The following is a 6,564-nucleotide window of genomic DNA, read 5'->3' as shown; positions in this document are numbered from 1 at the left end:
CCGCGATTCTCATCCTGATTGACGCTGGACTCTCACCTTGATTGTCGCGCGGCACGCAGCGCTGGTTCTCCCCGCCTGCAACACCTATGCGATGAATCTGCTCCTCGTCGAAATCAGCAAAGCTGTCGCGCCAGGCGCTCACGCCGCTCTCGTCATCGACCGCGCCGGCTGGCACATGACCGACAAGCTGGTCGTGCCGTCCAACATCACGCTTGTTCCGTTGCCGGCGAAATGTCCGGAGCTGAATCCGGCCGAAAACGTCTGGCAATTTCTGCGCGAGAACTGGCTGTCCAACCGCGTTTTCAAATCCTATGACGATATCGTCGATCATTGTTGCGCCGCCTGGAACAGGCTCATCGAGCAGCCTTGGCGCATCATGTCCATCGGGCTACGCGGCTGGGCGCATGGGTTTTGATCAGTGAGGATTGGTATAAGTGCTTGGGATTACCTGCGACGCGTGGACGGTGAGCGCGCTCGCTCGCTAATCGGATGCGCTCGCTTACTGCTAGATCCCACCTTTCAGTGACCTGATGTCGTGGATGGGCCGCATCCCGCCGGCCGAGGCCGAACAACGTTGGTGGGACCAACAGGAGCAGACGGCGATCACCGCCTGACTCAAAGCGCCGAGCCTCCGACGAACCCGGCTCGGTTCAGTTTGGCGCGCGGCACTCCGCAGACTTGTCTTTGGGCGTTAGCTATTCCCAATTCATTTACAAAACGCTGGCTGTCAATCCGGCGTTGCCCGTACGAAGCATGAGAAGGTTTCGGCGCGCGCGATGGAATAGCAGTGGAAAAGCGTTCAAGTCATGTGGTCCCCACATCGAGGCGCCTCAGACGCAGCTATCATCTCGAACGCGCGCGATGTCCGTGCGGATCGCAAATTTCAATCTCACATTCACGAAAAGTCCTTGCCGGAGAAAATGCATGTCCCCCGACCAATCTTCCACCTTCCGGCGTTTTGTTTCTCTTGTCCTCGCAATCTGCTTGGCCGGCGCCGGCCTGTCGGGCTGCTACGTGCCGGAAGCCGTGCCCCTCCTGGGACACCAAAGCAAAAAGCGAATCTTATATGACGTGACCCGCGGCGTGCAGTGCGAAATCACCAGGGCTGTCAGAGACCAGATCGAACGCGATAAAGCGGGCGAATGGGGAATGCGTAAGCTAGAATGGCTAGAGACATGGAATGCTCTCATCGACCTTAGGCTGGAAATCCATGACACGGTTTCCTTCAACCCAGGCGTGACATTCGTGACCCCAAATTGGCTCGACGCGCATGTCTGGCTGGCGGACGGCACGAGACGCACTGTTCCGCAATCCTATAATTTCGGGGTTGGCGGCGGTGTGAGCTATAGCCCGTCCCGAGAGGACTTGGTTCAATTCGCCTATCCCTTCGACATGTTCCTAAACGAGCGGCGAGAGATCGTGGAAACGCCAAGCGGCGAACCTTGCTATTCGATCGGCGGCATCACGATCCAGGGTGATCTCAAACTATCGGATTGGCTGGACGACGTGCTCGAACCGGTAAAAAAGTGCGCGTTTTTGGGGACGCCTGTCGACGCGCAGCAGAATAGCCTTCTGTCGACATTCAGCGGACCGGAAGAACAGAGCGAGCGATGTCGCCGGACGGATTTCAGGAAAGTCCTTTTGGGAAATCCGATCTCGACCATCACGCATCAAGTGCAATTCACCATTACATTTGACGCCAACGCCACTCCCGCGTGGAGCCTCGTGCGCGTAGCCGCCATCAAGAGCCCAAAAGCGCAGTCTTTGTTTGATGTCGCGAGGACGGATACGAGTCAGCTGTTGATGACGATCGGACCGCCGTCCGAAGGCAAAGGACATGTCACGAAGGTTGCGTGGCCGAAAGGAAGCAACGCCGTGAACAAGCTGTCGCCGGTGTCGACCACCACTTTCCCAAGCCTTTCGGCGCAGATGATCCTCACGCATCAAGCGTTGGAGATCAGAGCTTTTGGCGGAACTGCGCCGTAGATTCCTATAAGAGCTGCGTGTTCCGTCGAAGTGGGTCATGCATTCCGATATGACGAGACGGAGGTGGATCGCGCACGCAGATTGCGCTTGAAAAAGGTCATAAGAAACTTGCACGCCGAATAACAGTTATTTTTGGCCTCGTCGGCGGTAAGGTGGCGCAATCGGCTTTTGGGGCATCTTTGGAAGCGGATGCGTCTTTGGCGCAGTCGCATCGCGTTTAGGCGCAGTAATGTGAGGCGGCTGAACTTTCTTCATCAGATCTTGCGCCTTCTTTTGCAGATTGTCGCGAACGCTCTCCAGCCCAGAGCCCGGATTCCTGATCATGAATGCCTCCAGGCCAGCCGCGCCCTTTTTATACATTTCACGAGCTTCTTGCATGTCGTCTTTAGACTTCTGTGATTCACCGCGAGCCTTTAATGCGTCTCCCACCTGTTCATAAGCGCTCGCAACATCGCGCTGACAATCTCGGTTATCAGAGAACGTTTGTGCGAGCTCAATCCGGATATTCAAGGCGGGATTGAGCTCCTTGAGCGCCTCGTCGAACCGACGTTCCGTCGCAAGCACATTTCCGAGCTCCTCGCGAACACCGGCAAGCGTCGTTTGCCGTTCGGTGTTGCCGGGATCCTTGTGGGCTAGGCGATCGTCGATCTCTATTGCCTTCTCGTATTGCTGTCGCGCATCCTCATATTTGCCCTCGCCCTCATATGCGTTGCCCATGCGACCGTACAAGGTTGAGAGGTTGCTCTGGTAAACGTCGTCATCGGGGGATTGTTCGGCCAGGCGTTTCCGGATTGAGAGCGCGATTTGATATTGCTCGTGGGCGTCTTTCCAACGTTCTTGATCAGCAAAAAGCTCGCCTAAACGCGTTCGGGCGTCACCGACCGTCTTCTCGTTTTTCGGATCCGCCGGGTCCTTGGCCACGAGCTGTTTCCCAACTCCAAGCGCCGCCTCATAGTGGTCCTGCGCTTCCCGCCAGTTTGGGGGGGTGAGCAGCTTAAAAATGTCTCCAATTTTATTCTTGATGAATGCAATATTTCGCTGCCATTCGCTCGTCCGATCATTTGGCGCCAATTGCTTTGCCAACTGAAGCGCGAGACGATACTCCTCCAGGGCTCTATCCCGGTCGTGCTCTACTTTTTCTATGGAGTCTCCTAGTCGAAACGCGCTCTCGTACAGATTTTTTTGCCAGGCGTCATTGCCGCGGTTTTCATTGAGGTTCTGCTCGGATATCTCCTTGGCTTGCTTGGCCATTTCAAGCGCTTTTGGATAGTTTCCCGCGTCAAAATAAACGTCCACCAAATTGATCAGGGCCAGTACTCTAGCCGCGGCGAGCCCGGGGCGTTGCTCAACGGAGGCGAAGATTTCCTTAGATGGCTTAAGGAGGCCTTTCGCGGCAGTTGTCGTAATGGCGCCGTGTAAGCGCTGATCGTGAATGCTCTTAAGCATTTGAGAAAGTGTATCAAGTGATGCTTTGGCCTCGGCATCGGCAATTTTATGCTGCTCTTCGGCTTTGTTCCACCGCCAAACGACGACCAGCAGCAACAGCAACAAAGCAGCTAGCAAACACTTCAAGTTCCGAGAATTGCGTCGCCGATCCTCGGCTTCCCTGCTCGCGGCAATAAGTTCCGCCAATTCCGGCGCGGCTTCTCGATAAGCCTCTGCTTCTTTGAGCGCATCGCCGGAAAGAAGGTATCCCTTTTCGTAGGCCGATTTCTGCCAGAGCCGCGCCGTCTCGACGAGCCTGTGTTCCGTCTCGGAGTGTTCCCGCCATTTTTGCAGCCAGTCAGCCAACCGCGGCCAGTAATTGATCAGCGCTTCATGTGGCACATCGAAGTAGTCATCATCCCAATTGGCGCCCGGCCTGCGTCGGATCAATCCGGCTTCCACGTATTTCTCCAGAACGGGCGCCATGGCGCCCGTCGAGTCTAGCTGTGACAGAGCGTCCCGCCGCGCATTGCGGCGAATGAAATAACCTGCGACTGTCGGATCCACGAGCCGCAGGAACAATTTCCTGGCGGCGTCCTGCTCTTCGGGAGACAGGTTCTCGAAAACGGCTTCGGCGGTCCGCTGCAGAGCTTCGCGCGGCGTGCCGACCTTGTGGTAGGCCTCCCAGGTGATGCGATTGCGCTCGCGTTCGTTCCAAAGTTTGCCCAGGGTGAACTGCAGCGCGGGCAGCGCGCCGGCTTGGCCCTCCACATCTTTGGCGAGGTCTTCGACAATTCCTTCGTCGAACTTGAGCCCGACGGTCACTGCCGGGCTCTCGATGATGCTGAGCGCTTCGGCATAGGTGAGAGGAGGAACCATGAAACGCGCCGCTAGGTTCTTGTCGAGCGGCTTGAGCGCGGCAAGGTTGAGCGCCTGCTTTTGGTAGCTCTCACCGATGATCAGAATCGCACGGTTTGGCGTCTGAGCGCTGGGACAAACGCTGTTCAGCGCCTCGGCGAACTTCTCTCTTATCTGTGGGTCGGAGCAAAGGGTAAAGACTTCCTCGAAGCGGTCGATGACGATGAACACCGGCCGGCCGGGAAAGGTGTTATTGAGTAAGGTCCGAAGATATTGCGGAGAGCGCTCAAGTTTCTTTTTTTGCTCGGAAATCCAGGCGCCGCGTTCAGGCAATCCAGAGCCTGCGGTAGCCTCATGGAGATGCCGGAGCAGCGCGTCGAAGGGGTCGGTTCCGGGAAGAAGAACTATAAATACCGGGTTCTCGTCTTTGCCCGTCATGCGCAATTTGAGGGTGGGAATGACTCCCGCTGTAACGAGCGATGTCTTGCCGCTGCCCATTGGGCCGATGACAAGCACGACCGGCTGTTCGCGCAGCCTGTCGAGAAGCGTCTTGACCGCATCCCCGCGCCCGAAAAAGCCTCCGGCATCCTCTTCACCGAAGGCGCTTAGCGCCTTATAGGGGCACGCTGCCTTGTCCAGATCGGGAGCGTTCGCCGGATCGAAGGGATCGAGAACCGGGAGAGCTGCCGAGAGAGCCTCGCGGTCGCCGGCGGTGAACAGATAGGAAGCCCAGTACGTAATGATGTTTTGCGCGGCATCGCGATCCGCTGACGAATCGAGCCGCGTCCCTATCGCTTTTGCTCGATCGATGAATTGGCGAATTCGGTCGACCACATCCTCATCGCAACCATTACGATGAATCGTTCGCGTCATTTCCAGATGCTGGGCTCGTAACTCGAGTAGCGACTCAAATGGCCCAGATTCTTCGGCGGCGGTTCGCTGTTCAGTCGGCATAGGGCACACCTTTTAACAGAGCTCCCAATGGATCGCGGAGTTTGAGAATTTGTTGGAACAGATTTTTGAGGTCTCGGTTAACCTGAAAGAAATGGTACAGCGCCGTCTCGCGGAAAGCCTCGAAATATTGGCCTACGTCTTCGACATTTTGTGACTCTGCCATTGGCGAATCAAGCCGCCCAGCCAAAGCCCTCTCGATCAAGGCGGCTTGCACCTCGGTAGCCTTTACCCACTTTGCATTCGGGTCCACGCGCGCAAGCGACAGGACGCGTGACTTGATATTGGGCCACCACAATCCAGTGAATTCTTCGATGGATTCGGGGGACTTCCGCTCGAGGCAATCTTTGGCCGCCCAGAAGTCGGGCTCTATTTCTTGCCACTCCTTGTGCTCGGCTACGCGCCCCTTTAGTCGAGGGCCGATAGCCTGCAACGAATTTAGAGCATCACTAGTAATGACTTTCTTGAGCTCCTTGAGCGGAAGCTTATTGGCGATATCGGTAAGATACCCGTTGATGCGAGCCGGTTCATCACGGATCACACGCTCGAATAACCGAACTGCATGAACCGCATGGTATTTATCCAAATCATTGGCGGCTTTTTCCAATTCGGTGGTGGCAGATTCTAGCCTCGCAACCCACCGTGTCTCTTGCGCTTGCAGCGCTGCCATTTCAGGTAACGATTCCGCTGCCTTGCGGGCGTCACTGCACACATCTGTAACCTCGAGGATGATCTCTCCTGCAAGCTCCGCCGCTGCGAGAGGGTCACTACGGAACTGTTTCACCTTTTCGGCGATAATCGGATAATGTCTCAGCTGAATCTTATGCAGACAGTCGTGCAGCACTTTATAATTGAAGAGATCATCAATATCGCTTTTAAGTTTATCAAGCTTTTCGCGAGAGGCGATGACCACGCTGCGAGCGGCGGGGTCTGGTCGAGCTGCCGTCTTCTCGATGCTAGCCGCTACGACCCGAACATCGTCTGCGGATGACGGCGTTTCTTCGAGCGCTTGTGGCCAGTATTTGCGAATCGTGTCGCAAACGGGAGCCCCCGACCTCTTCTCCAGTATGGAGCGCAAGAGCTTAGTTGTGAGGCCGCGACTTTCAACGAACTCGAGCAGCTGGTAGATCTGGTAATCCAACTTCTCCCTGTCATTGGTTACCTCCTTGTAAAGCTTTATGCCCATGGCAATTTTGACATGCATTTCGAGATCGTGCGGCATGCCGAAGGCTTGGCCAATAGCGTCTCGCAATTTGCCGAAAGCTTCACCGCTGAGTTTTTGGGCGCTGATGATATCCGCAGTTGGCATAGCGGTGACCCATCCTTGTCGGCGCAGACGAGATA

At 56.0% G+C, this 6,564-nt stretch carries 3 protein-coding genes and 1 pseudogene; 2 read left to right on the top strand and 2 right to left on the bottom strand.

Features of this window, described 5'->3' with window-relative positions; genetic code table 11:
• Nucleotides 1-55: 55 nt before the first annotated feature.
• Together KP010_RS18610 and KP010_RS18605 are read left to right on the top strand one after the other, a co-directional pair.
• Nucleotides 56-415: pseudogene (locus KP010_RS18610) on the top strand (transposase); the annotation flags it as partial.
• A 509-nt stretch (nucleotides 416-924) separates the two neighbouring features.
• Complete coding sequence (locus KP010_RS18605; protein ID WP_216281311.1) at nucleotides 925-1,986, top strand: hypothetical protein; 1,062 nt, start codon at nucleotides 925-927, stop codon at nucleotides 1,984-1,986.
• A 126-nt stretch (nucleotides 1,987-2,112) separates the two neighbouring features.
• Here the strand turns inward: KP010_RS18605 and KP010_RS18600 are convergent, their stop codons facing one another.
• Together KP010_RS18600 and KP010_RS18595 are read right to left on the bottom strand one after the other, a co-directional pair.
• A complete protein-coding gene (locus KP010_RS18600) occupies nucleotides 2,113-5,223 on the bottom strand; it encodes an ATP-binding protein (protein WP_216281303.1) in 3,111 nt (1,036 codons plus the stop codon).
• A complete protein-coding gene (locus tag KP010_RS18595) occupies nucleotides 5,213-6,529 on the bottom strand; it encodes a hypothetical protein (protein ID WP_216281301.1) in 1,317 nt (438 codons plus the stop codon). The genes KP010_RS18600 and KP010_RS18595 overlap by 11 nt, the downstream gene beginning before the upstream one ends.
• Between the last annotated feature and the right edge of the window lie 35 nt (nucleotides 6,530-6,564).

This window comes from Methylosinus sp. KRF6 (genome assembly GCF_018887255.1).
Taxonomy (GTDB): domain Bacteria; phylum Pseudomonadota; class Alphaproteobacteria; order Rhizobiales; family Beijerinckiaceae; genus Methylosinus; species Methylosinus sporium.
The sequence above is the reverse complement of the archived record's forward strand: the minus strand, read 5'-3'. Positions and strand labels throughout refer to the sequence as shown.

Bases quoted from the DNA above. Each gene is read 5' to 3' on its own strand.
- KP010_RS18605 (WP_216281311.1), top strand. From the start codon at position 925: ATGTCCCCCGACCAATCTTCCACCTTCCGGCGTTTTGTTTCTCTTGTC.
- KP010_RS18600 (WP_216281303.1), bottom strand. From the start codon at position 5,223: ATGCCGACTGAACAGCGAACCGCCGCCGAAGAATCTGGGCCATTTGAG.
- KP010_RS18595 (WP_216281301.1), bottom strand. From the start codon at position 6,529: ATGCCAACTGCGGATATCATCAGCGCCCAAAAACTCAGCGGTGAAGCT.